The sequence below is a fragment of the Dongia sp. genome, assembly GCF_041909655.1.
Lineage (GTDB): Bacteria > Pseudomonadota > Alphaproteobacteria > Dongiales > Dongiaceae > Dongia.
Map to the genome: position 1 here is coordinate 12,281 of NZ_JAYRDA010000021.1, position 21,963 is coordinate 34,243.

General features: G+C 62.8%; 27 protein-coding genes. All 27 read right to left on the reverse strand.

Going from position 1 to position 21,963, the window contains the following annotated elements; translation table 11 throughout:
- Positions 1-19 precede the first annotated feature (19 nt).
- On the reverse strand, positions 20-286 hold the full coding sequence (locus tag ACE3PR_RS21565; protein WP_374376525.1) for an acylphosphatase: 267 nt from the start codon (positions 284-286) through the stop codon (positions 20-22).
- 32 nt (positions 287-318) lie between these two features.
- Positions 319-2,304, reverse strand: a complete 1,986-nt coding sequence (gene accC / locus ACE3PR_RS21570; protein ID WP_374376448.1) for an acetyl-CoA carboxylase biotin carboxylase subunit — start codon at positions 2,302-2,304, stop codon at positions 319-321.
- A 25-nt stretch (positions 2,305-2,329) separates the two neighbouring features.
- Positions 2,330-3,862 (reverse strand): acyl-CoA carboxylase subunit beta, encoded by a 1,533-nt coding sequence (locus ACE3PR_RS21575; RefSeq protein ID WP_374376451.1) that lies wholly within the window; start codon positions 3,860-3,862, stop codon positions 2,330-2,332.
- A 142-nt stretch (positions 3,863-4,004) separates the two neighbouring features.
- Positions 4,005-4,718, reverse strand: coding sequence for an ATP12 family chaperone protein (locus ACE3PR_RS21580; RefSeq protein ID WP_374376453.1), 714 nt, complete (start codon positions 4,716-4,718; stop codon positions 4,005-4,007).
- Between the two features lie 5 nt (positions 4,719-4,723).
- Positions 4,724-6,766, reverse strand: a complete 2,043-nt coding sequence (locus ACE3PR_RS21585; protein WP_374376456.1) for an AsmA family protein — start codon at positions 6,764-6,766, stop codon at positions 4,724-4,726.
- A 31-nt stretch (positions 6,767-6,797) separates the two neighbouring features.
- Positions 6,798-7,481, reverse strand: a complete 684-nt coding sequence (locus tag ACE3PR_RS21590; RefSeq protein WP_374376459.1) for an HAD-IA family hydrolase — start codon at positions 7,479-7,481, stop codon at positions 6,798-6,800.
- A gap of 152 nt (positions 7,482-7,633) precedes the next feature.
- Positions 7,634-8,692, reverse strand: coding sequence for an RluA family pseudouridine synthase (locus ACE3PR_RS21595; protein ID WP_374376461.1), 1,059 nt, complete (start codon positions 8,690-8,692; stop codon positions 7,634-7,636).
- The gene (locus ACE3PR_RS21600; protein WP_374376463.1) at positions 8,692-9,348 is read right to left on the reverse strand and encodes a cysteine hydrolase family protein; all 657 of its coding nucleotides are present in this window, start codon (positions 9,346-9,348) and stop codon (positions 8,692-8,694) included. The genes ACE3PR_RS21595 and ACE3PR_RS21600 overlap by 1 nt, the downstream gene beginning before the upstream one ends.
- Positions 9,349-9,660: 312 nt before the next feature.
- The gene (locus tag ACE3PR_RS21605; RefSeq protein ID WP_374376465.1) at positions 9,661-10,998 is read right to left on the reverse strand and encodes a replication-associated recombination protein A; all 1,338 of its coding nucleotides are present in this window, start codon (positions 10,996-10,998) and stop codon (positions 9,661-9,663) included.
- 10 nt (positions 10,999-11,008) lie between these two features.
- Positions 11,009-12,415 (reverse strand): Do family serine endopeptidase, encoded by a 1,407-nt coding sequence (locus ACE3PR_RS21610; RefSeq protein WP_374376467.1) that lies wholly within the window; start codon positions 12,413-12,415, stop codon positions 11,009-11,011.
- A gap of 112 nt (positions 12,416-12,527) precedes the next feature.
- Complete coding sequence (gene rplQ, locus ACE3PR_RS21615) at positions 12,528-12,950, reverse strand: 50S ribosomal protein L17 (RefSeq protein ID WP_374376469.1); 423 nt, start codon at positions 12,948-12,950, stop codon at positions 12,528-12,530.
- A gap of 192 nt (positions 12,951-13,142) precedes the next feature.
- The gene (locus ACE3PR_RS21620; RefSeq protein ID WP_374376471.1) at positions 13,143-14,156 is read right to left on the reverse strand and encodes a DNA-directed RNA polymerase subunit alpha; all 1,014 of its coding nucleotides are present in this window, start codon (positions 14,154-14,156) and stop codon (positions 13,143-13,145) included.
- Positions 14,157-14,319: 163 nt separating this feature from the next.
- Positions 14,320-14,718, reverse strand: a complete 399-nt coding sequence (gene rpsK / locus ACE3PR_RS21625) for a 30S ribosomal protein S11 (protein WP_374376474.1) — start codon at positions 14,716-14,718, stop codon at positions 14,320-14,322.
- Positions 14,719-14,772: 54 nt separating this feature from the next.
- Positions 14,773-15,150, reverse strand: coding sequence for a 30S ribosomal protein S13 (gene rpsM, locus ACE3PR_RS21630; protein WP_374376476.1), 378 nt, complete (start codon positions 15,148-15,150; stop codon positions 14,773-14,775).
- 157 nt (positions 15,151-15,307) lie between these two features.
- The gene (locus ACE3PR_RS21635) at positions 15,308-15,976 is read right to left on the reverse strand and encodes an adenylate kinase (RefSeq protein ID WP_374376479.1); all 669 of its coding nucleotides are present in this window, start codon (positions 15,974-15,976) and stop codon (positions 15,308-15,310) included.
- Positions 15,976-17,322, reverse strand: coding sequence for a preprotein translocase subunit SecY (gene secY / locus ACE3PR_RS21640; protein WP_374376481.1), 1,347 nt, complete (start codon positions 17,320-17,322; stop codon positions 15,976-15,978). The genes ACE3PR_RS21635 and secY overlap by 1 nt, the downstream gene beginning before the upstream one ends.
- Before the next feature lie 104 nt (positions 17,323-17,426).
- Positions 17,427-17,921 carry a 50S ribosomal protein L15 gene (rplO, locus tag ACE3PR_RS21645; protein ID WP_374376483.1) on the reverse strand — a complete coding sequence of 165 codons (495 nt, stop codon included), beginning with the start codon at positions 17,919-17,921 and terminating at the stop codon, positions 17,427-17,429.
- An 11-nt stretch (positions 17,922-17,932) separates the two neighbouring features.
- A complete protein-coding gene (gene rpmD / locus ACE3PR_RS21650) occupies positions 17,933-18,118 on the reverse strand; it encodes a 50S ribosomal protein L30 (RefSeq protein ID WP_374376486.1) in 186 nt (61 codons plus the stop codon).
- 28 nt (positions 18,119-18,146) lie between these two features.
- Positions 18,147-18,716, reverse strand: coding sequence for a 30S ribosomal protein S5 (gene rpsE / locus ACE3PR_RS21655; protein ID WP_374376489.1), 570 nt, complete (start codon positions 18,714-18,716; stop codon positions 18,147-18,149).
- Positions 18,717-18,733: 17 nt separating this feature from the next.
- The gene (rplR, locus tag ACE3PR_RS21660; RefSeq protein WP_374376492.1) at positions 18,734-19,096 is read right to left on the reverse strand and encodes a 50S ribosomal protein L18; all 363 of its coding nucleotides are present in this window, start codon (positions 19,094-19,096) and stop codon (positions 18,734-18,736) included.
- Positions 19,097-19,105: 9 nt separating this feature from the next.
- Positions 19,106-19,639, reverse strand: coding sequence for a 50S ribosomal protein L6 (rplF, locus tag ACE3PR_RS21665; protein ID WP_374376494.1), 534 nt, complete (start codon positions 19,637-19,639; stop codon positions 19,106-19,108).
- A gap of 18 nt (positions 19,640-19,657) precedes the next feature.
- Positions 19,658-20,053 (reverse strand): 30S ribosomal protein S8, encoded by a 396-nt coding sequence (rpsH, locus tag ACE3PR_RS21670; protein WP_374376496.1) that lies wholly within the window; start codon positions 20,051-20,053, stop codon positions 19,658-19,660.
- A gap of 13 nt (positions 20,054-20,066) precedes the next feature.
- Positions 20,067-20,372: a 30S ribosomal protein S14 gene (rpsN, locus tag ACE3PR_RS21675; protein WP_133611794.1), complete on the reverse strand. Its 306-nt coding sequence runs from the start codon at positions 20,370-20,372 to the stop codon at positions 20,067-20,069.
- A gap of 20 nt (positions 20,373-20,392) precedes the next feature.
- Positions 20,393-20,938: a 50S ribosomal protein L5 gene (rplE, locus tag ACE3PR_RS21680; RefSeq protein WP_374376498.1), complete on the reverse strand. Its 546-nt coding sequence runs from the start codon at positions 20,936-20,938 to the stop codon at positions 20,393-20,395.
- A 14-nt stretch (positions 20,939-20,952) separates the two neighbouring features.
- Complete coding sequence (gene rplX, locus ACE3PR_RS21685; protein ID WP_374376500.1) at positions 20,953-21,270, reverse strand: 50S ribosomal protein L24; 318 nt, start codon at positions 21,268-21,270, stop codon at positions 20,953-20,955.
- A 23-nt stretch (positions 21,271-21,293) separates the two neighbouring features.
- Positions 21,294-21,662, reverse strand: a complete 369-nt coding sequence (gene rplN / locus ACE3PR_RS21690; protein WP_133611790.1) for a 50S ribosomal protein L14 — start codon at positions 21,660-21,662, stop codon at positions 21,294-21,296.
- A gap of 42 nt (positions 21,663-21,704) precedes the next feature.
- Positions 21,705-21,950, reverse strand: a complete 246-nt coding sequence (gene rpsQ / locus ACE3PR_RS21695) for a 30S ribosomal protein S17 (RefSeq protein WP_374376503.1) — start codon at positions 21,948-21,950, stop codon at positions 21,705-21,707.
- Positions 21,951-21,963: the final 13 nt, after the last annotated feature.

A 21,963-nucleotide genomic window follows, 5' to 3' on the forward strand; every position in this document is an offset into this window, starting at 1 on the left:
GGTGAGGGGCCTGTAGTCTTCACGCGTCGTCGCGTTGGCGGAAATCCTGCGGGATGTCGCCCTTGAAATCCTCGGCGGTGACCGCGCCGACGCGAGCGGCGCGCGGGCCGGTATGGCAGAGGTCGATCATGGCGGCCACCTTGTCGGCGGGGCCGGCGAAGAGCGCTTCCACGGAGCCGTCCATGCAATTGCGCACCCAGCCCTTGAGGCCAAGCTTCTCGGCCTCCTGCACAGTCCAGGCGCGGTACCACACACCCTGGACCTTGCCGCTGATGACGCAGCGCATGGCTACCCCACCTTTCATGGATTGGCCACTCATCAGGCGAATTCCACGATGACCTGGTCGACGCTGAGGCTGTCGCCGGATTTGGCGTGGATCTTGGCGACCTTGCCGTCGCGCTCGGCGCGAAGAATGTTCATCATCTTCATCGCCTCGACCACGCAAAGCTCCTCGCCCGCTTTCACGTCCTGATCCTCGGCAACGGCCAGGGAAACCAGCAGGCCCGGCATCGGCGAGAGGAGATAGCGCGACATGTCGGGCGGCTGCTTGACCAGCATGTGTTTGTCGAGCTCGGCCGCGCGCGGGGTGAGAACCAGGAGGCTCGCCTGTGCGCCGGCATAGGTGAGACGGTAGCCGATGCCGACACGGTCGATCTGCACGGTGATGGGGCGCCCGTCGATGCGGCCGCGCCAGAGCACGTCGCCCAATTTCCAGTCGCTCACCAATTCGCGGCTCTTCTTGCCGTCGATGACGGCAAAACCCGCCGCGGTTTCGGCCAAGGTCACGGCATGTTTCGCGGTCCCCAGCTTCACCACCCATTCACCGCTCACCGCCGAGCCGTTGCTGTGAAAACGCGGCGCCCGCGCATGGGCGCGAAGCTCGTATTGATGATGGATGGAAGCCGCCACGGCGACGAGATCGGCCAGAGCGGATTCCGGAAGATCGACGCCGTGGAAGCCGTCCGGGAATTCCTCGGCGATGAAACCGGTGGTGAGCCGCCCGGCCGCGAAGCGTTCATGCGCCAGCAGGGCCGAGAGGAAGGGAATGTTGTGGTTGAGGCCGCGGATATAGAAGGCGTCGAGAGCGTCGCGCATCGCCTGCGTGGCCTCGCGCCGGTCGGCGCCGTAGGTCACCAGTTTCGCGATCATGGGGTCGTAGAACATGCCGATCTCGGCACCTTCATAGACACCGGAATCGACGCGCACCTGCGACCCACCGCTGGGTTCCCGGTAGCGCACCAGGCGACCGATCGAGGGGAGGAAATTGCGGAAGGGATCCTCGGCATAGACACGCGCCTCGATCGCCCAGCCCTTCAGCTTCACATCGCTCTGTTTGAGTTTCAGCTTCTCGCCGGCGGCGACCCGGATCATCTGTTCGACCAGATCGAGGCCGGTGATCATTTCAGTGACCGGATGCTCGACCTGGAGCCGGGTGTTCATCTCGAGGAAATAGAAATTGCGCTTGCCGTCGACGATGAATTCGACCGTGCCGGCGGATTTGTATTGCACGGCCTTGGCGAGCGCCACGGCCTGTTCGCCCATGGCGGCGCGGGTCTTTTCGTCGAGGAAGGGCGAGGGCGCCTCCTCGATCACCTTCTGGTGGCGGCGCTGGATCGAACATTCGCGCTCGCCCAGATAGAGGCAATTGCCATGCCCGTCCGCCAGAACCTGGATCTCGATATGGCGCGGCTCCTCGATGAATTTCTCGATGAAGACGCGGTCATCGGCGAAGGAGGATTTCGCTTCCGACGTCGCTGAGCGGAAACCATCCTTGGCCTCGGCATCGTTATAGGCGACGCGCATGCCCTTGCCGCCGCCGCCGGCCGAGGCCTTGATCATGACCGGATAGCCGATCTCGCGGGCGATCTTGACCGCGTGATCCGCATCCTTGATCACCTCAAGGAAGCCGGGGACCATGTTGACGCCCGCTTGCTTGGCGAGCTTCTTCGATTCGATCTTGTCGCCCATGGCGTGGATGGCATGGGGATCGGGGCCGATGAAGGTGATCTTGGCCTTCTTCAAGGCCTCCGCGAATTTCATGTTCTCGGAGAGGAAGCCGTAGCCGGGGTGAACCGCCTCGGCGCCGGTTTCCTTACAGGCCTCGATGATCTTCTCGATCACCAGATAGGAGTCGCGCGCAGCGGCCGGGCCGATCAGCACGGCTTCATCCGCCATGCGCACATGGAGCGCGTCGGCATCGGCCTCGGAATAGACAGCCACGGTCTTGATGCCCATGGCCTTGGCGGTCTTGATGACGCGGCAGGCGATTTCGCCGCGATTGGCAATCAGGATTTTCTTGAACATGGCGTGTGCTTTCCCCGCCCCGTTTTCAAAGCGGGATGTTGTCGTGCTTCTTCCAGGGATTCTCGATCTTCTTGTCCCTGAGCATGGCGAGCGAGCGGCAGATGCGCTTTCTCGTGGCGTGCGGCATGATCACGTCGTCGATGAAGCCGCGCGCGCCGGCGACGAAGGGTGTTGCGAATTTCTGGCGGTATTCCTCGGTCTTCTCGGCGATCTTGGCAGCATCGCCCGCATCGGCACGGAAGATAATCTCGACGGCGCCCTTGGGGCCCATCACCGCGATCTCGGCTGTGGGCCAGGCGAAATTGACGTCGCCGCGGAGATGCTTCGAGCTCATGACGTCATAGGCGCCGCCATAGGCTTTGCGCGTGATCACCGTGACCTTGGGCACGGTCGCTTCGCCATAGGCGAAGAGCAGCTTGGCGCCGTGCTTGATGATGGCGCCGTGTTCTTGGGAGGTGCCGGGCAGGAAACCCGGAACATCCACGAAGGTGACGATCGGGATTTCGAAGCAATCGCAGAAGCGCACGAAGCGCGCGGCCTTGCGGCTGGAATCGATGTCGAGGCAGCCGGCCAGCACCATCGGCTGGTTGGCGACAATGCCCACGGTCTCGCCGCCCAGCCGCGCGAAACCGGTCAGGATATTGCCGGCATAATTGGGCTGCAGCTCGAAGAAATCGCCCTCATCGACGACCTTCTGGATCAGCTCCTTCATGTCGTAGGGCTTGTTGGGATTGGTCGGGATGAGCGTATCCAGCGACATTTCCTCGCGGTCGATGGGGTCGGGCGAGGGGCGCGCCGGTGCCTTTTCGCGGTTGGAGGCCGGCAGCATGTCGACGAAGCGCCTGACTTCGAGGAGTGCCTCGACATCGTTCTCGAAAGCGAGATCGGCGACACCGGATTTCTGGCTATGGGTGACGGCACCGCCCAATTGCTCGAAGGTGACCGTCTCATGCGTCACGGTCTTCACCACGTCGGGACCGGTGACGAACATGTAGGAGCTGTCCTTCACCATGAAGATGAAATCGGTCATGGCGGGGGAATAGACGGCACCGCCCGCGCAAGGCCCCATGATGACGCTGATCTGCGGCACGACGCCCGAAGCCATGATGTTGCGCTGGAACACCTCGGCATAGCCGGCCAATGAGGCGACGCCTTCCTGGATGCGGGCGCCGCCGGAATCGTTGATGCCGATGACCGGCGCGCCGACGCGGATCGCCTGGTCCATCACCTTGCAGATCTTCTCGGCATGGGCTTCCGAAAGCGAGCCGCCGAAGACGGTGAAATCCTGGCTGAAGACGAAGACCAGGCGGCCATTCACGGTGCCATAGCCGGTGACGACACCATCGCCGGGCACACGTTGGGCGCCCATCCCGAAATCGTGGCAGCGATGTTCGACGAACATGTCCCATTCCTCGAAGGAACCGGGATCGAGCAGCAATTCGATGCGCTCGCGGGCCGTGAGGCGGCCCTTGGCATGCTGCGCCTCGACGCGCTTCCGGCCCCCGCCGGCCCGCGCCGCGGCGCGCTTCTCTTCAAGCTGTTTCAGGATTTCCTGCATCTGGCGCGTTCCCCACCTTCCCTCGAATGGCCGGTATCGTTGACCGGTTTCCGCCTTGCGTTTTTTCGCAAGTGCGAAGGCGTTCCTGGATAGCATGCACCAGATTCCACCTCAAGGGTGGCGCCGCCTCAAGCCGTGTGCCCTATCCCAGCCGCAACAGGTCCAGAAAACGCTTGGCAGCGACCAGATCGCCGATCTGCGCCACGCGGCGCTCGACCGCCTCGGCATCCTCGCCCCAGCGTTCGGCCTGGAAGAGTTCGTCGATTTGGGCGGCATGAGCCGCCTCTTCGGGCACGATCTCGCCATCGGCCAATGCAAGCGCTATCACGAGCGAACCGCTGACCGAGACCAGATTGGCGAGCGCCGCCAGGGCGAAATCGTCATAGCCCTCGACCACACGGGTGAGCGTCTGCAGGGTGGCAGACGGCTGCGGGATGGCGACGATGCCGCTGGTGACCGCCAGCGACACATCGTAGCGGCGGCGCAGCCAATCGATGAGCGGGTCCCAGAGCTGAATCTGGCGCGCGGCCAAGGCCGGCGGCTCTGCCGCGCGATAGCAGACGAGATCGGTCCCGGCATAACCCGCGATTTCGGCCACGATGCGCGCCCGGTCCGGTGCCACGCGGTCGATGGCGGTCGCCGCCAATTGCATCAGCGGCATGGTGCTGGGTTGTATTTTTTCGCCCTGGGCGGCCCATTCCGCGGCGATCGCCTCGGCCAAAGCGCGGCTGGGCAAATGCAAGTCATTCTTGGCCGGCGAGCGCAGGACCTTGCCGTCGAGTTCGATGGCAAATCCGTCCGGCAGTTCCGCGACGGTCACCTGGCGATAGAAGCGGCGCAAAGCCGGTTGCGACATCTGGATCAATTCCCGAAGAGATCGTTGAGGCCGTCGCCGATGCCCTTGCCGATCGATTCCAGCGTCTCGCCGGTGCCTTCGCCGATCGATTTGGCACCTTCGCCGATGCCTTCGATGACCTGGCCAGCGCCGTCCTGGATCTTCTGGCCGGGGCTGGTCTCTTTGACCTTGGCGCCTTGATCGAGTGCTGCGTTGCAAGGATCGGGACCGAGATCCTTGGATTCACCAAGCCCGGTTACCGAGGAGAGGACGCCGAGCGTCGCGATATCGGCAGCGCGGGTGGCGAAGTCCGCCGTATTGCCGACCGCACCCAAGGCATCGGGCGTGACACTGGGATTGGCAAAGGTGCCACCGACATTCATCGGCACGGCGAGATTGGCAAGATTGATCTGCTTCGATTGCGTATCGAGATGGAGCGCCAAGCGTTCTTGACGAAGATCAATTTGCCCCGAGCCCAGCACGGTGGCACCGGGCGTATCCAGAACGATGCCGCGAGAGACGGCGATACCGTTCTCGACCACGAAGCGCGCCGCCAGGCAATTCACCTGCGAGGCATCGTTGCTGCCGCCGAAGGAGATGAGGCTGAAGAGATCGGCGAAGAGAAGCCGCACAAAGTCATTTTGCAATTGCCCACGACCGGCCTCGAAGGTGACATGACCGTTGGCGCCGGCCATCAGCGAGCGCAAAGATTGTGCCGGGCCGGCGAGTTCCACTTCGAGATTGGCGTTCTTGCTGGTCAGCACCGAGGCAAGGCCCATGGTCTCGAGGAGCGGTCCCGCCGCCACCTCGTCGGCGCGGAGCCTGGCCAGCAAAGGCGGCGGCGATTGCATGGAATCGAGCGACCCGGCAGCGGCGAAGCGGCCATCCACCAGATTGCCGGTGACCGAGGTGAGCGTCAGCTTGCCATTGGCCAGCGTCATTTCGATGCTGGCATTCTTGAGGGGATAGGGGCCGTGGTTGAATTCCTGCGCGGTCCAGGCGACATCGGCATCGAGGAAATCGAGTGGCGGGATCACCCAGGGCTCGGCCGAGAAAGCACGCCCGTCCGCAGGCCCTTCATCGGGACCGGAAAGCACGGGTTCCAGGCCGAAATCCTTGCTGTTGAGCTTGGTCGAGGCGAGGCGGAGGCCGAGATAGGGCCGCTGCTCGCCGGGGCGGAAGGCAAGATCGCCGGTAAAATCGCTTTCGCCCACGACACCGCTGGCACCACGCAATTGGAAGGCGCCATCCTCGCCGGTGAGATTGCCGGCAAGGCGGTAGGGGCCGGCGCCGGGCAAGGTGATTCCGGCGATGGTGACGGGTTTGGGTGCTGCCAGGGAGAGATCAAGCGCAATGCCGTCGAGAGCGGCGGGTTCCCGGATCTCTCCCTTCACGGCGAAAGTGAGGTCACCAAGATTGCCCTTGAGGTCGAGCGGCAGCGGGCCGCTGGCAAAACGGCTCAAGGCACCCAGCACGCCGTCGATCTGGATCGGCTGGTTGTCGCCGGTGGCCTTCAAGGCGAAGGTGATGGCGCCGCCCGCATCGGATTGCGCCGCCAGTTGATCGATGTCGAGACGCTGTGCCGCACCCGTGACGCCGTTGCGATAACGCAGCGAGAGTTTCTCGATGGTGATTTCGCCGATATGCGGCAAGGGCGCCGTGGAGCCGCCGCCCGGACTGCCCATGACCCAATTGCCGACATCTTCGGGATTGGTTTCCAGCAGAATATCGGCATCGCTGAGAATGAGGCGCTTGATGACGATCTTGTCGGAAAGGAGCGGCAGCAGCTCGATCTCGGCGGTCAATTTGCCGAAGCGCAGCATGGCGGGCTCGGTGCCCCATTCGGCATTGCGGAAGGTGACCTGCTCGACCGTCACGGTGGGCGAGAGCGAGAGGCCCACATCGACATTGCCGGCAAGGACCAGATCGCGCCCGGTGGCAGCCTTCACCTGCCCAGCCACCCAATCCTTGTAGGCGTTGAAATCGGTCGATTTGACGATGGCGACCACCGTGGCGCCGAGCGCCACCAGCAGCATCACCAGGCCAGCCAGAATGGTCTTCAGGCGCATATGCCGATTCCTCCCGTTTCCGGGAGGGATTTTAGCGACTCACCGAAAGGCTTTGCAAACAGGGGATGAGCTCGGCCGGGTGGCGGATCACTTCCCGGGCACCGGAGGCGGCGAGTTCGGCCGGGGGGTGGTAGCCCCAGGCGACGCCGATGGCGGTCGCCCCGGCGGCGCGGGCCATTTCCATGTCGAAGCTGGTATCGCCGATCACCACCGTTTCCTGCGGGCCGCAGGCGCATTCCGCCATGGCTTTGAGGACCATGTCGGGATGCGGCTTGCTGATCGCCCGGTCGGCGGTCTGGAGGGTATGGAAACGCTGGCGCAGGCCATGATTGAGCAAGGTGTGTTCGAGACCCACCAGGTTCTTCCCCGTGGCGACACCCAGGAACAGCTCCGGATGCGCGAGGCTCTCGATCAAATCGCGGATGCCGTCATAGAGCGGTTCCGAAATGCCGCCATCGCTGCGCAACGCACGCACGATGCCGCGATAGATCTCGGCGATCTCATGGGCGGTTGCCGGGCCGATGCCGGGCGCCAGGCGCTCGATCGCGATCTCGAGCGTCAGGCCTACCTGGCGGCGGATATCCTCGGGCTCCGGCTGGGTGCGGCCGAAAGCAAGAAAGGCCTCGCGCATGGCGGTGACGATATTGTGCTGGCTGTCGACCAGCGTGCCGTCGCAATCGAAGATCACGAGGCGGTAGGGGGCAATCGCATGCATTTTCTAAAATATATCCGGCTTGTCATCCTCCGCGAAGGCGGAGGATCCACGAGTTTCTTTCATCAGGTGCAGACAAACTCGTGGATGGTCCGCCTTCGCGGACCATGACAACAATAATAATGGAAATCGATCATGCGCAGTCATGCAGCCAGTTAGAGCTGCAATCCGGCGAAGGGATCGCCATCGGGCTTGGCGGCGAATTCGAAGAAGTCCCAGGTCTTTTGCATATGCGCCGGCAAGGGCGCCGTCACGTCGACGAAGCCGCGCTTGGTGGGATGCGGAATCTTGATCGAGCGGGCATGGAGATGGAGCTGGTTCGACAGGGCCTCGCGCGCGAAATAGGCCTTGGCGCCGGCGTATTTGCCATCGCCCAGGATCGGCGTGCCCAGAGCCACGCAATGCGCGCGCAATTGGTGCGTGCGGCCGGTCAGCGGCATCAGGGCGATCCAGGCGGCCTTGTCATGGGCGCGTTCGATCACCGCGTAATAGGTGACGGCATTCTTGCCGTCCTCTTCGTCGATCTGCACGCGCTCGGCGGCGCGGCGGCCGACGGCGGCGACACTCTGCTTGGCCAGGGGCGCATCGATCTTGCCCTCGTTCATTTTCGGGGCGCCGACGGTGACCGCCCAATAGACCTTGCGCGTGGTCTTGTCGCGGAAGGCCTCGGTCAGTTTACGCGCCGCCGCCTGATTGCGCGCCAGCACGAGGCAACCCGAGGTATCGCGGTCGAGGCGGTGCACCAGACGCGGCCGCTCGGGCGCATCAAATTGCAGGGCTTCCAGCATGGCATCGACATTGGTGTCGAGGCCGGTGCCGCCCTGGACCGCGAGGCCCGCCGGCTTGTTGATGACGATGACGTCGTCATCCTTGAAGAGAACCGTCTTGCGCAAGGCCTCGGCATCGCGGGCACTGACCGGCTTGGGTTCGTAGGCAAAATCATCCGGGCGCGGCGTGTTGGCCTCGCCCAAAGGCGGCACGCGCACGATCTGGCCGGACTCCAGACGATCGGCCGCCTTGGCGCGCTTGCCGTCGATGCGGATCTGGCCGGTGCGCAGGAGCTTTTCCAGGCGGCCATGGGTGAGATGCGGGTAATGCTTCTTGAACCAGCGATCGAGGCGCTGGTCGCTATCGGCCTGGGTGATGGTGACTTGCTGGACGCCCGTTGATTTGGGGGCGGCTGGTTTGACGCTGGTTTCTTTGGGGGCGGTCATCACGCGGCTTGCCGGCTGCGCGAAAGCCAATCGAGTAGTTTGTCGGTCGCCATGAGATATACCCCGATCTGCGCCAATTCGTTGAGGCCGGCATCGGTGGCGCCCGAGATGGCATCAGTCGCCAGGACCATGCGGAAATCGCGGTTGGCGGCAGCGTAGACGGAAGAGCGCGGCGAGGTGGAAAAATCGGTGCCGCAGATGACGATGGTGGAGACGCCGAGAGATTTCAGGTGTTCCTCGACCGGTGTCTGGAAGAAGGCCGAGAGACGCGGCTTATAGCAGATCCATTCCTTGGGGCCTACTTCCTGCAGTTTGCCGTCGAGCAGCAATTCCGGCTCGATGCGCTGCGCCGGATCCGGCTTCAATTCGTCGATGATCTCGCAACCCATGGTGCCCGGCATGACGATGCGCTGGCCGGATTCAATCTGCGCGCGGTGGCAGAGATCGACATTGGAGCCGTTGCAGCGATAGAGCCGCACCATATGCACGATCGGCGCCTGGGCCAGACGAAACGCCTCGGTCAGGCGCTGCATGTAGGGCACGGTCGCAGGCGCGCCGCCCACAGCGACGGGGCTGTTCGGCAAGACGAAGTCGCGCTGCGCATCGATGGTGATAAGGGCTAAACGATCGCGTTCCGGCGATAGATAATCCTGCATTCTGAAAGCTCGCCTTCTTCCCGGCGGATTGGCCGCCGCCCACCCCTGGTATCTTTTGCCCGCAGCATCCGAAGGATGCCGCCCCCATATGTCCGATGGGCCCATCCCCTAGCTTTGATGCGTCGGACGGTAAACAAGCCATGAATAGGGGACAAGCCCATCATCTTGCATGGCGACGCCGCCTTCCATGCAAACCTAGGCACTTGCATTTTTATGGAAAAGCGGCCCGGGTTTTCCACCACCCGGCATTGACCTGCAGAGGGTTAATGGCCGCATGCTCTTGACTCGCGCGCGATACATTTGCGTGGCGGTTCAGGTGTCGCTGCCTTGATCCTCGTCATCACCGCCCGACTTAGGCTTGGTTTGGTGACGTTTGGCGCGCAGCTTCTCCCAGTAATCCTGACGCTTCACCAATTCGCGTTCAAAGCCACGTTCGACCGGCTGATAGAAACGTTGGCGGCGCATGCCATCGGGGAAATAGTTCTGACCTGAAAAGCCGTCTTCGGCATCGTGGTCGTATTCATAGCCGGCCGAGTAACCAAGTTGGCTCATCAATTTGGTGGGCGCGTTAAGGATGTGCTTGGGCGGCATGAGCGAGCCATAGGTCTTGGCCGCCTTGCGCACTGCATTATAGGCCTTGTAGGCCGCGTTCGATTTGGGAGCCGTCCCCAGATAGATGACGCATTGCGCAATCGCCAATTCGCCCTCGGGCGAGCCCAGTCGCTTATAGGTATCCCAGGCCGCCAGGGCCTGCGTGAGGGCCTGGGGGTCCGCAAGCCCCACATCCTCGGCGGCGAAGCGCACCAGGCGGCGGGCGATATAGAGGGGGTCCTCGCCGCCATCCAGCATGCGCGCAAACCAATAGAGGGCAGCGTCGGTATCCGACCCGCGCAGGGATTTGTGCAGCGCGGAGATGAGATTGTAATGGCCTTCCTGCGCCTTGTCGTAAAGAGGGGCGCGGCGCTGCACCGCCTTCGAGAGGCCGGCGGAATCCAGCATCACATCGGGGGGCAGGCGGAAAAGCTCCTCGGCCAGATTAAGGAGATAGCGGCCATCGCCATCGGCCATGTCGAGGAGGGCGTGGCGGGCCGTGTCATCCAGAGGCAGGCGATAGCCCATCAGTTCTTCGGCGCGGGCGAGCAGCAATTCCATCGCCGCCACGTCGAGGCGGTTGAGGACGAAGACCTGCGCCCGGGACAGCAGCGCGCCGTTGAGTTCGAAAGAAGGGTTCTCGGTGGTGGCCCCCACCAGGATGATGGTGCCGTCCTCGACATAAGGGAGGAAGCCGTCCTGCTGGGCGCGGTTGAAACGGTGGATCTCGTCGATGAAGAGCAGGGTCCCCTGCCCCATCCGCCGACGCTCGCGCGCCGCCTCGAATACCTTCCTGAGATCGGCGACACCGGAGAAGACGGCCGAGAGCAATTCGAAATGGAGATCGACGCCGTCGGCCAGCAATTTGGCGAGGGTGGTCTTGCCGCAGCCGGGCGGCCCCCAGAGGATCATCGAGGAAACCTGGCCCGCCGCCAGCATGCGGGCGATCGGGCCGTTGGCACCGATCAGATGGTCCTGGCCGACGATCTCGGCGATCTTCTGCGGGCGCAGGCGGTCCGCGAGGGGTCGCGGTGCCTGGGCTTCGAAGAGACCGCTCATATGTCCTGCCTCAATCGAGGTTGAAGGTGCGGACGATGCCGCCCCGGTCGATGGTAATGGCCCAGGGTCCGGCGGCACGACCCAGAAGCGCCACCAGATCATCGGCCGATTTGACCGGCTGGTCGTTCAATTTGACGATGACATCGCCGGGTTCGAAGCCGACGCGGTCGGCGATGCTGTTGCGGCGAATCTTGGCAATGGCCACGCCCGACCAGGCGCCGATATTGAGTTCCTCGGCGGAAGCCGGCGAGAGATCGATGACGAGGGAGCCGGAGAGCGGCTGGCGGCCATCGAGCACGGTTTCATTGGGCGGCGGCTGATCGGGGGCGGCGATGAGATCGACAACGAGGTCGCGCTTCTCGCCCTTGTGCAGCACGTTGAGTGTCGCCTTCTCGCCCACCGGCAAAGTGGCCAGACGGAAGCGCAATCCTTCCGGATCTTCGACCACGCGGTTATTGACGCCGAGAATGATGTCGCCCGGCTGGACTCCGGCGCGTTCGGCCGGGCCGTCGGGGAAGAGCTGCTGCACCACGACGCCGCCGGGGCGCGGCAGACCGAGGCTTTTCGCGATGTCCGCCGTTACGGCCTCGCCCGCAGCACCCACCCAGGGCCGCACCAGCCTGCCGCCGGTCCCTTCCGCCTTGATGACGGCCGCCACCATGTTGCTGGGGATCGCGAAGCCGATGCCAACCGAGCCGCCATTCTTGGAGAAGATCGCGGTCGGGATGCCGATGAGGCGGCCATCGGTGCCGATGAGGGCGCCGCCGGAATTCCCGGGATTGATGGCCGCATCGGTCTGGATGAAATAGCCGAAATCGCCGATGCCGGTATTGGTACGGGCAACACCCGAAACGATGCCCGAGGTCACCGTCTGGCCGACGCCGAAGGGATTGCCGATGGCCAGCACCAGATCGCCCACTTCGAGATCGTCGGAATCGCGCAAAGGGAGGATGGGCAGTTTCTCGCCGCCGGTATCGATCTTGAGGAGGGCGAGATCCAGCCGTTCCTCCGCCGCGAGGATGGTCGCTTCGAATTCGCGCTTGTCGGAAAGCACGACGCGGATCTGGTCGGCGCCCTCGATCACATGGTTGTTGGTGACGATGAGGCCGTCAGCACGAACGACGACGCCGGAACCCAGCGAGCTTTGCACCCGTTCCTTGGGCTGCTGCGATTTGAACTGGTCGCCGAAGAATTGCTGGAAGAAGGGATCGTCGAAGAAGGGCGAGACGCGGCGCTCCTTCACCTTGGTCTTGGTGTAGATATTGACCACGGCGGGAGCGGCGGCCTTCACCAGCGGTGCGAAGGTCAGCTTGATCTCGTCCTGCGTCGCGGGCACCGCTTCCTGGGCGAAAGCGGGAAGCTGCAGGGTGGCGACCAGCAGCAGGCTGGCAAGGAAAGCGGCGATACGGTGCGTCATGGGCGGTCGGGAATCCCGTTGCGGCTGATGTCACAGTCTATAGGACATGATAGCAAAAAGGGCGGCCGACAAGGCCGCCCTTCCTGCGATTTTAACCGGCCGCGCGGCCCGATCAGGCGGCGGCTTCCTCGGCGGCTTCGTTCTGCTTCGGGCCTGAATCCTGGCCCTTGGCATTGACGTCGCGATCAACGAACTCGATCACGGCCATCGGCGCCATGTCGCCATGGCGGAAGCCGGCTTTCAGCACGCGGGTATAGCCACCAGCGCGGTTCTTGTAACGATCGGCCAGAACCGAGAGGAGCTTTTCGACCAGCTTCTCGTCACCCAATTGGGCGATGAGGAGACGGCGATTGGCGAGGCCACCCTTCTTGCCGGTGGTCACCATGCGCTCGACGATCGGACGGAGGTCCTTCGCCTTGGGCAGGGTGGTCGTGATCTGCTCGTGCTTCACCAAAGCCTGGGCGAGGTTCTTGAACATCGCCTTGCGATGGCTGCTGGTGCGGTTGAGCTTACGGCCGTTCATACCGTGACGCATATCCTGGCTCCTTCACTTCTGGCCTGCCATCTCGTGCCGGCGATCAAAATCGGCGGCGATGGCAGATCCGATTGCACCCCCGGACCGGCGCGAAGAATGATCTTCAGGCACGATCGGGACGGGTCACCATGACCCAAACAGGACCGGCCCTAATGGGGCCGGCCCAAACTCAAATCTCAATACGGCCCAGCCTCAATACGGTTCGTCGAGACGGCGCGCCAGGTCTTCGATGTTCTCCGGCGGCCAGTTCGGGATTTCCATGCCGAGATGGAGACCCATCTGGGCGAGGACTTCCTTGATCTCATTCAATGACTTGCGGCCGAAATTCGGCGTGCGCAGCATTTCGGCCTCGGTCTTCTGAACGAGATCGCCGATATAGACGATGTTGTCGTTCTTGAGGCAGTTCGCGGAACGCACCGACAGCTCGAGCTCGTCGACCTTCCTAAGCAGGTTGCGGTTGAAGGGCGGCTCGGAAGTCGCCACTTCGGTCACGGCCTGGGTCGGCTCTTCGAAATTGATGAAGAGCTGCAGCTGGTCCTGGAGAATGCGGGCGGCGATCGCCAGCGAATCTTCCGGGGTGACAGCGCCGTTGGTCTCGATGGTGAGCGAGAGCTTGTCGTAATCGGTGACCTGGCCCACGCGGCTGTTGTCGATCTTGTAGGCGACCTTCTTCACCGGCGAGAAGATGGCATCGACCGGGATGAGACCGATCGGCGCGTCTTCGGGACGGTTGTTGGAGGCCGGGACATAGCCCTTGCCGGATTCGACCGTGAATTCCATCGAGAGATTGGCGCCCTGATCGAGGGTGCAGAGCACCAGATCGGGGTTTAGGATCTCGATGTCATGACCGGATTCGATCTGGCCGGCCTTCACTTCGCCCGGGCCCTGGGCCTTCAGGCGCATGCGCTTCGGACCGTCGCCGCCCATGCGCAAAGCGATCTGCTTCACGTTGAGGACGATGTCGGTCACGTCTTCGCGGACACCCGGGATCGAGGAGAACTCGTGCAGCACGCCATCGATATGGATGGCGGTGACGGCGGCACCCTGCAGCGAAGAGAGCAGCACGCGCCGCAGCGCGTTGCCGAGGGTGAGGCCAAAGCCGCGCTCCAAGGGTTCCATCACCAGCGTACCGCCACGCTTGGCGTCGCCAGCGGCGTCGAACTTCTTGTTCGGCTTAATCAGCTCGGTCCAGTTCTTCTGAATCACGGGGATCTTCCTTTCTCAAAACCGGCCGACAACCATTCTGTCGTTGTGGTCCGGTGATCCGACTTAAAGCTTGGTCCAGAAACGAGTGCGGCGGGAAGGCCAGCTTCCCGCGCGCGTCGTCCATACAGCCGGCGAGGATACCCGCCGGCCGGGAATTCTGATCTCAGACGCGGCGGCGCTTGGGCGGGCGGCAGCCGTTATGCGGGATCGGCGTCACGTCGCGGATCGAGGTGATGGTGAAGCCGGCGGCTTGCAAGGCGCGGAGCGCGCTCTCGCGGCCCGAACCCGGACCCTTCACTTCCACTTCGAGGGTCTTGACGCCATGTTCCATGGCCTTCTTGGCGGCCATGTCGGCGGCGACCTGGGCCGCGTACGGGGTCGATTTGCGCGAGCCCTTGAAGCCCTGCGCGCCGGACGAAGCCCAGGCGACGGTGTTGCCCTGATCATCCGTGATGGTGATCATGGTGTTGTTGAAGCTTGCGTTCACATGGGCGATGCCCGACGTGATGTTCTTACGCTCGCGCTTGCGCACACGTTGGCCAGCGGCTGCAGCTTTCGCCATTTTCGTCCGTTCCTTAACATGCGGCGGCGGTCAAACACCGCCGCCAAATCCAGTTTAACGCGTCGCCTGCTTCTTGCCGGCGATCGCGACCGCCTTGCCCTTGCGGGTGCGGGCGTTGGTATGGGTGCGCTGACCATGGACCGGCAGGCCCTTGCGATGGCGCAGGCCCTTGTAGCAGCCCAGATCCATCAAGCGCTTGATGTTGATGGCGGTCTGACGGCGAAGATCGCCTTCGACCGTGTAACCCTGGTCGATCGTTTCGCGGATCTTACCGACTTCGGCGTCGGTCAACTGATGCACGCGGCGTTCGGCCGGAATACCGACCTTCTCGCAGATCTCCGAGGCCTTCTTGGGACCGATGCCGGTGATGTAGGTCAATGCGATGATCACCCGCTTTTGCGTCGGAATGTTCACGCCAGCAATACGCGCCACAGTGGCTCTCCTTAAATCTTGCGATCAGCGCCGATCCTGCGATCAGCCCAAGTCAAAACGCCCGAAACCCGTAAGGGTCCGAGAAGGCGCGCATTATATGGCGAATCGCCTTCCCGTCAACCTCTGTACCGCCCTGCCGGCGATTCAGTTTTTCGTTTCAGGTCAATGCTTTAGACTTGACCTTCTGTAGGACCTGCTCGATCGCGGTGGTGACTTCATCCAGATCGGCCATGCCGTCGACCTGATGCAGCAGCCCCTTGCCCCGATAGAAGGGGAGAATCGGGGCGGTCTGCTCGCGGTACGAGACCAGCCGGGCCTTGACCGTTTCGGCATTGTCATCCTTGCGGCGGGTGAAGTCGGTCCCCCCGCAGGAATCGCAAACGCCCGGAACCTTCGGCTTTTGAAACTTGTCGTGATAGCCGGCGCCGCATTTGGCACAGGCATAGCGGCCGGAGATGCGCTCGACCAGCGCCGCCTCGTCGACCGCCAATTCGATCACCGCATCGATCTGCGCGTCGTGGCGGCGCAGCATGGCATCCAGGGCATTGGCCTGGCCCTCGGTGCGGGGAAAGCCGTCGAGGACGAAACCGTCCTTGCAATCGGGCTGGGCCATCCGGCTTTCGATCATGCCGACGATGATATCGTCGGGCATCAACTGGCCGGCTTCCATCACCTTCTTCGCCTGGGCACCCAAAGCGGAACCAGACGCCACTTCGGCGCGCAGCATGTCGCCGGTCGAAAGCTGGACCAGATGGTGATTGTCGGTGAGGCGCTTGGCCTGAGTCCCCTTACCCGCCCCCGGCGGCCCCAGAAGAATAAGCTTCATCAGCGCCGCCCCTTCAGCTTCGATTTCTTCAGCAGGCCTTCATATTGATGGGCCAGCAGATGCGAATGGATCTGGGCGACCGTGTCCATGGTGACGGAGACCACGATCAGCAGGCTGGTGCCGCCGAAATAGAACGGCAAAGCGTAATTGGCGATCAGGATCTCGGGCATCGCGCAGACCACCGAGAGATAGGCGGCACCGATCACGGTGAGGCGCGTCAGCACGTAATCCAGGTATTCCGCGGTGTTCTTGCCGGGACGGATGCCGGGCAGGAAGCCGCCATGCTTCTTCAGGTTCTCGGCGGTCTCGTCCGGGTTGAAGACGATCGCGGTGTAGAAGAACGAGAAGAACACGATGAGGCCGATATAGGCGGCGATATAGATCGGCTGGCCGTGGCCGAAATAGGCCATCGCAGTCTGCAGCCAGCCCGGCGTATCGGCATTGCCGCCATAAAAACCGGCCACCGTGAGCGGCAGCAGCAGGAGCGAGGAGGCGAAGATCGGCGGAATGACGCCGGAGGCATTGAGTTTCAGCGGCAGATGCGAGCTCTCGCCGCCGAACATGCGGTTGCCGACCTGGCGCTTGGGGTATTGCACGATGAGGCGCCGCTGGGCGCGCTCGAAGAAGACGATGCCGGTGATGACGACCACGGCCAGAACCGCAATGAAGGCCACCTTGAAGCCGGAGATGGATCCCGCCCAGAGCTGTTCCAGCATCTGGCCGGCAGCCGAGGGCAGCAACGCGACGATGCCGGCGAAGATGATAAGCGAGATGCCGTTGCCGATGCCGCGCGCCGTGATCTGTTCACCCAGCCACATCATGAACATGGTGCCGCCGGTCAGCGTCACCACCGTAAGGCCGACAAAGCCGGGACCCGGTTCGATGACGGCGCCGCCGCCGGGTCCGCTCATGTTCTGGAGACCGTTGGCCATGCCGAAGGCCTGGATGGCTGCCAGCACCACGGCGCCGTAGCGGGTGTATTGGTTGATCTTCTTGCGGCCCGCATCGCCTTCCTTCTTCAACGCCTCCAACTGCGGCGACACCGAGGTCAGCAACTGCATGATGATGGAGGCGGAGATGTAGGGCATGATGCCCAGCGCAAACACGGTCATGCGGCTGATGGCGCCGCCATTGAACATGTCGACCATGCCGAGGACGCCGCCCGAATGCTGCTGGAAGATCTGGGCGAAGACCGCGGAATCGATGCCGGGAAGCGGGATATAGGTGCCGATGCGGGCGACGATCAGGGCGCCGAGCGTGAACCAGATGCGCGCCTTGAGTTCTTCGGCCTTGGCAAAGGCCCCGAAATTGATATTGGCGGCGAGTTGCTCAGCAGCGGAAGCCATTAGGTACCCTTCGGCTCACAAGTGCGATGATCGGTAATATGGTTACTGTCTTTCAAGAATTCAGGCCCCAACCGGGTTGGGGCCTGAAAAATCTTGAAAAAGCCTTAGGCCTCGGCGGCTGCCTCGACCTTGGGCTTCTTGGGGGCCTTCACCGTCACCGACCCGCCGGCCTTTTCGACCGCGGCGATGGCGGATTTGGTGGCGCCCACGACCGTGATGTTGATCTTGGTCTTGAGTTCGCCCTTGCCCAGGAGACGCACGCCATCACGGACCCGGCCGATGAGGCCGGCGGCCTTCAGGGCCTTGCCGTTGATCGGCTTGGTGGCATCGAGGCGCTTGGCTTCGATCGCATCCTGGAGCGCGCCCAGATTCACTTCCGAGAAATCGAGACGGAAGATGTTGTTGAAGCCGCGCTTCGGCAGGCGACGATAGAGCGGCATCTGGCCGCCTTCGAAGCCGTTGATGGCCACGCCCGAACGACCATGCTGGCCCTTGCCGCCGACGCCGGCGGTCTTGCCCTTGGTCGAACCGATACCGCGACCCACGCGAATGCGCTTCTTGCGCGCGCCCGGATTGTCAGAAAGCTGATGCAGCTTCATGGTTCTTATCCTTACTTCGCCGGTTCGACGACGATGAGATGCTGCACCTTGCGCAGCATGCCACGGATCGACGGCGTGTCTTCCACCACATTCGAGCGGTTCATCTTGTCGAGGCCCAGGGCCTTCAGCGTGTCACGCTGGGTCGACGGACGGCCGATCGGCGAGGCGGTCTGAGTGATTTTGACTTTGCCAGCCATGTTCTTAACTCCCTCTGCCTAAGGCCCGTTATTCGCGGGCTTCGGCGGCGGCGTCCTTGCGGCCAATCACGTCGCTCACCTTCTTGCCGCGGCGCGAGGCCACGGAACGGGGCGAGGAGCAATGATTGAGCGCGTCGAACGCGGCGCGGATCATGTTATGCGGATTGGAGGTGCCGACCGACTTGGCGACGACGTCGTTGACGCCGAGCGCTTCGAAGATCGCACGGACCGGACCGCCGGCGATGATCCCGGTACCGGGATCGGCAGCGCGCAGCACAACGCGGCCGGCGCCGAAATGGCCGGTAACGTCATGATGGAGCGTGCGGCCTTCGCGCAGCGGCACGCGGATCATGCCGCGCTTGGCATGCTCGGTCGCCTTGCGGATCGCCTCGGGCACTTCGCGTGCCTTGCCGGCGCCGTGGCCGACGCGACCCTTGCCGTCGCCGACGACGACGATCGCCGCAAAGCCGAAGCGCTTGCCGCCCTTCACCACCTTGGCGACGCGGTTGATGCCGACGAGCTTTTCAATCAGCTCGGGCTCCGCATCACGCTCGCGGCGCTCGCGGTCACGGCGCTCGCTCTTCGCTGGTTTAGCCATGATTTCCGGTCCCTTCCTTAGAACGACAGTCCGCTTTCGCGGGCCGCGTCGGCCAGGGCCTTGACCCGACCGTGATAAATGTAACCGCCGCGATCGAACACGACTTCCTTGACGCCCTTGGAGACGGCGCGCTCGGCGAGGAGCTTGCCGACTGCCTTGGCGGCATCGACATTGGCGCCGGTCTTCAGCTTGCCCTTCAAGTCCTTGTCGACCGTGGAGGCAGCGACGATCGTCGTGCCGTTCACGTCATCGATGATCTGCGCATAGATATGGAGGCCCGAGCGGAACACCGACAAACGCGGGCGTCCCGTGGCCTTGGTCCGGAGCGAGGTCCGGACCCGCGCCTTGCGGCGCTCGAAAAGTTCTTTCGCTTTCGACATGTCCGGCCCTTACTTCTTCTTGCCTTCCTTACGCAGGATGGTCTCCGTCGAGTACTTGATGCCCTTGCCCTTGTAGGGCTCCGGCTTGCGGAAACCACGAATCTCGGCTGCGACCTGGCCAACGACTTGCTTGTCGAAGCCCGTGATCGAAATCGAGGTCGGCTTGTCACACTTCACCGTGATGCCTTCCGGAATCGGATAGCTGACATCATGGCTGTAGCCGAGATTGAGCTGCAGGTTCTTGCCCTGCACCGCGGCGCGGTAACCCGTGCCGTTGATCTCGAGCACCTTCGTGAAACCCTTCGAGACACCCTCCACCATGTTGCGGAGGTTGGCGCGCGTGGCGCCCCAGCTCATACGGGCCTGTTTCGATTCGGTGACGGGCTTCACCCACACCTTGTCGCCGTCGACCTTCACTTCGACCTCTTTCGAGATCGGCAGCTTCAGGGCGCCGAGTTTTCCTTTGACCGTCGCGAGACCGCCAGCGAGATCAACGCTGACACCTTGCGGCAGGGCGACGGGGTTCTTACCAACGCGAGACATGACTTCGGTCCTCCTCGCTTAGAATACCCGGCACAGCACTTCGCCACCCACGTTCTGGGTACGCGCTTCGCTGTCCGAGAGGACGCCACGGGGCGTCGACAAGATGGAGATACCGAGGCCGTTATAGTAACGCGGCAGATCGGAAATCTTCGAATAGACCCGGCGGCCCGGCGTGGAGACACGGGCGATCTCCTGAATCACGGGTTGACCCTCGTGATACTTGAGCTCGACGGTGATCTCGCCGCCCGGCTTGGTGCCGTCGACCGAGAAGGAACGGATATAGCCTTCACGCTTCAGCACTTCGAGCACGTTGGCGCGAAGACGCGAAGCCGGGCTGGTGACGGCGCTCATCCGGGCCTTCTGGCCGTTCCGGATGCGCGTCAGGAGATCTCCCAAGGGATCGTTCATTGCCATGATCTCTTGCTCCTTACCAGCTCGACTTGACCATGCCAGGAATCTGGCCGGTCGAAGCGAGCTCGCGCAACGCAATGCGCGACAGCTTGAATTTGCGGTAGGTCGCCCGCGGGCGGCCGGTGAGTTCGCAACGGTTGCGGATGCGCACCTTCGACGAGTTGCGCGGCAGTTCGGCGAGCTTCAGGCGCGCGGCGAAACGCTCTTCCATCGGCAGTGCCTCGTTATCGGCAACGGCCTTCAGGCGGGCGCGGCGGGCAGCGTACTGCTTCGCCATCTTCTCGCGCTTCTTGTTCTTCTCGACGGAGCTTGTCTTAGCCATGTCTCTTTCCTCCGGCCGGCTTAATTGAAGAAGGGCATTTGAAAGCCCTTCAGCAACGCCTTGGCCTCAGCGTCGGTCTTGGCGGTGGTCACGATGACGATGTCCATGCCGCGGACTTTGTCGACCTTGTCGTAATCGATCTCGGGGAACACCAACTGCTCCTTCAGACCCAGGCAGTAATTGCCGCGGCCGTCGAAGCTCTTGCCGGAGACGCCGCGGAAATCGCGGACGCGCGGCAGGGCGATGGTGATCAAGCGGTCCAAGAATTCGAACATGCGATCACGGCGGAGCGTCACCTTGGTGCCGATCGACATGCCTTCGCGCAATTTGAAGGTCGCGATCGACTTGCGGGCCTTGGTCACCACCGGCTTCTGGCCGGAGATGGCGGTGAGTTCCTCGACAGCAATGTTGATCTTCTTGCTGTCGGCGGTCGCCTCGCCAACGCCCATGTTGATGACGATCTTCTCGATCTTCGGCACTTCCATGGCGTTCTTGTAGGAGAACTCCTGCATCAGTGCCGGCCGGACGACCGTGTCGTAATGATCTTGCAAACGGGTGCGTGCCATTATCCTGCGCTCCCTCAATCAATCTTTTCGCCGGAGGAGCGGGCGAAACGAACCTTGTTTTCGCCTTCCATCCGGTAGCCGATACGGGTCGGCTTCTGCGTCTTGGGGTCGATATGGGCGATGTTGGAGACGTGAATCGCGGCCTCCTTCTCGATGATCCCGCCCTGGGTCTGCATGGACTGCTTCTGATGCCGCTTGACCATGTTGATCCCACGCACCTTGACGCGGTTTTCCGCAGGCTGGACCTCGATGATCTCGCCGGTCTTGCCCTTGTCGCGACCGGTGATCACAACCACCTTGTCGCCCTTCTTTACTTTCAGCTTCGTTGCCATTTTCAGCACCTTGCCTCTCGCGCTCACAACACTTCGGGAGCGAGCGAGATGATCTTCATGAACTTCTTGCCGCGGAGCTCGCGAGTCACCGGGCCGAAGATGCGGGTGCCGATGGGCTCACCCTGCTTGTTGATCAGGACCGCTGCGTTGCGGTCAAAGCGGATCGCGGAGCCGTCGCCGCGGCGAATTTCCTTGGCGGTGCGCACGATGACGGCGCGATGGACATCGCCCTTCTTCACCTTGCCGCGCGGAATGGCTTCCTTGATGGACACGACGATGACGTCGCCCACTTCGGCTGTGCGGCGCTTCGAGCCGCCCAGCACCTTGATGCACTGCACCCTGCGCGCGCCGGAATTATCGGCGACATCCAGGTTCGTCTGCATCTGGATCATGGTTCGAGATCCTTCTCGTTACAAATCGCTGATTGATATGCGTTAGGCCTGGGCAGTGGCAGCGTCGACCACTTCCCAGCGTTTGGTTTTCGAGATCGGCGCGCATTCACGAATGAACACGACGTCACCGACCTTGTGCTTGTTGTCGGCATCGTGCGCAGCATAACGCTTCGAACGACGGATGATCTTCTTGTACGTGGGATGCATGACGCGACGCTCCACCAGAACGGTGATGGTCTTGTCGGTCTTGTCGCTGACCACGGTGCCTTGCAGAACGCGCCTGGGCATTCTCTCTCTCCTC

Bases quoted from the DNA above. Each gene is read 5' to 3' on its own strand.
- ACE3PR_RS21565 (WP_374376525.1), bottom strand. From the start codon at position 286: ATGCGCTGCGTCATCAGCGGCAAGGTCCAGGGTGTGTGGTACCGCGCC.
- accC (WP_374376448.1), bottom strand. From the start codon at position 2,304: ATGTTCAAGAAAATCCTGATTGCCAATCGCGGCGAAATCGCCTGCCGC.
- ACE3PR_RS21575 (WP_374376451.1), bottom strand. From the start codon at position 3,862: ATGCAGGAAATCCTGAAACAGCTTGAAGAGAAGCGCGCCGCGGCGCGG.
- ACE3PR_RS21580 (WP_374376453.1), bottom strand. From the start codon at position 4,718: ATGTCGCAACCGGCTTTGCGCCGCTTCTATCGCCAGGTGACCGTCGCG.
- ACE3PR_RS21585 (WP_374376456.1), bottom strand. From the start codon at position 6,766: ATGCGCCTGAAGACCATTCTGGCTGGCCTGGTGATGCTGCTGGTGGCG.
- ACE3PR_RS21590 (WP_374376459.1), bottom strand. From the start codon at position 7,481: ATGCATGCGATTGCCCCCTACCGCCTCGTGATCTTCGATTGCGACGGC.
- ACE3PR_RS21595 (WP_374376461.1), bottom strand. From the start codon at position 8,692: ATGACCGCCCCCAAAGAAACCAGCGTCAAACCAGCCGCCCCCAAATCA.
- ACE3PR_RS21600 (WP_374376463.1), bottom strand. From the start codon at position 9,348: ATGCAGGATTATCTATCGCCGGAACGCGATCGTTTAGCCCTTATCACC.
- ACE3PR_RS21605 (WP_374376465.1), bottom strand. From the start codon at position 10,998: ATGAGCGGTCTCTTCGAAGCCCAGGCACCGCGACCCCTCGCGGACCGC.
- ACE3PR_RS21610 (WP_374376467.1), bottom strand. From the start codon at position 12,415: ATGACGCACCGTATCGCCGCTTTCCTTGCCAGCCTGCTGCTGGTCGCC.
- rplQ (WP_374376469.1), bottom strand. From the start codon at position 12,950: ATGCGTCACGGTATGAACGGCCGTAAGCTCAACCGCACCAGCAGCCAT.
- rpsK (WP_374376474.1), bottom strand. From the start codon at position 14,718: ATGGCGAAAGCTGCAGCCGCTGGCCAACGTGTGCGCAAGCGCGAGCGT.
- ACE3PR_RS21635 (WP_374376479.1), bottom strand. From the start codon at position 15,976: ATGAAGCTTATTCTTCTGGGGCCGCCGGGGGCGGGTAAGGGGACTCAG.
- secY (WP_374376481.1), bottom strand. From the start codon at position 17,322: ATGGCTTCCGCTGCTGAGCAACTCGCCGCCAATATCAATTTCGGGGCC.
- rplO (WP_374376483.1), bottom strand. From the start codon at position 17,921: ATGAAGCTGCATCAGCTTTCTGACAATCCGGGCGCGCGCAAGAAGCGC.
- rpmD (WP_374376486.1), bottom strand. From the start codon at position 18,118: ATGGCTGGCAAAGTCAAAATCACTCAGACCGCCTCGCCGATCGGCCGT.
- rpsE (WP_374376489.1), bottom strand. From the start codon at position 18,716: ATGGCTAAACCAGCGAAGAGCGAGCGCCGTGACCGCGAGCGCCGCGAG.
- rplR (WP_374376492.1), bottom strand. From the start codon at position 19,096: ATGTCGAAAGCGAAAGAACTTTTCGAGCGCCGCAAGGCGCGGGTCCGG.
- rplF (WP_374376494.1), bottom strand. From the start codon at position 19,639: ATGTCTCGCGTTGGTAAGAACCCCGTCGCCCTGCCGCAAGGTGTCAGC.
- rpsH (WP_374376496.1), bottom strand. From the start codon at position 20,053: ATGGCAATGAACGATCCCTTGGGAGATCTCCTGACGCGCATCCGGAAC.
- rpsN (WP_133611794.1), bottom strand. From the start codon at position 20,372: ATGGCTAAGACAAGCTCCGTCGAGAAGAACAAGAAGCGCGAGAAGATG.
- rplE (WP_374376498.1), bottom strand. From the start codon at position 20,938: ATGGCACGCACCCGTTTGCAAGATCATTACGACACGGTCGTCCGGCCG.
- rplX (WP_374376500.1), bottom strand. From the start codon at position 21,270: ATGGCAACGAAGCTGAAAGTAAAGAAGGGCGACAAGGTGGTTGTGATC.
- rplN (WP_133611790.1), bottom strand. From the start codon at position 21,662: ATGATCCAGATGCAGACGAACCTGGATGTCGCCGATAATTCCGGCGCG.
- rpsQ (WP_374376503.1), bottom strand. From the start codon at position 21,950: ATGCCCAGGCGCGTTCTGCAAGGCACCGTGGTCAGCGACAAGACCGAC.